This is a genomic window from Pelomicrobium sp. G1, assembly GCF_051905455.1.
In the GTDB taxonomy this organism is placed as follows: Bacteria; Pseudomonadota; Gammaproteobacteria; order Burkholderiales; family UBA6910; genus Pelomicrobium.
On record NZ_JBQACR010000574.1, the window covers coordinates 1 to 238 of the forward strand.

Genomic DNA, 238 nt, shown 5'->3' on the forward strand with positions numbered 1-238 from the left:
TGCTTCGCGTCGTCCGGCGCTTGGAGGAGATCCAGGCCGAGGGGGAGCGGGCGCGGGCGGAGCTGACGGAGCTCAGCCGCCGCTTCGCGATCGCACCTTGCATCGCCACCATCGAGCGGCTGCGCTGGTTCGTGGCCCAAGTGTATCGGCTTGCGAGCACCGATTGCTTCGCCTGGCTCACGGGCTGGACCTCCGATCTGGGCGGCAAGCGGCTCGAGGCGGCCCTGGAACGCGCGGG

At 71.0% G+C, this 238-nt stretch carries 1 protein-coding gene; it reads left to right on the forward strand.

Annotation, left to right across the window (positions count from 1 at the left end):
* On the forward strand, positions 1–238 hold a 238-nt coding region (locus ACTFO6_RS19680; RefSeq protein WP_439935982.1), incomplete at both ends, for a hypothetical protein.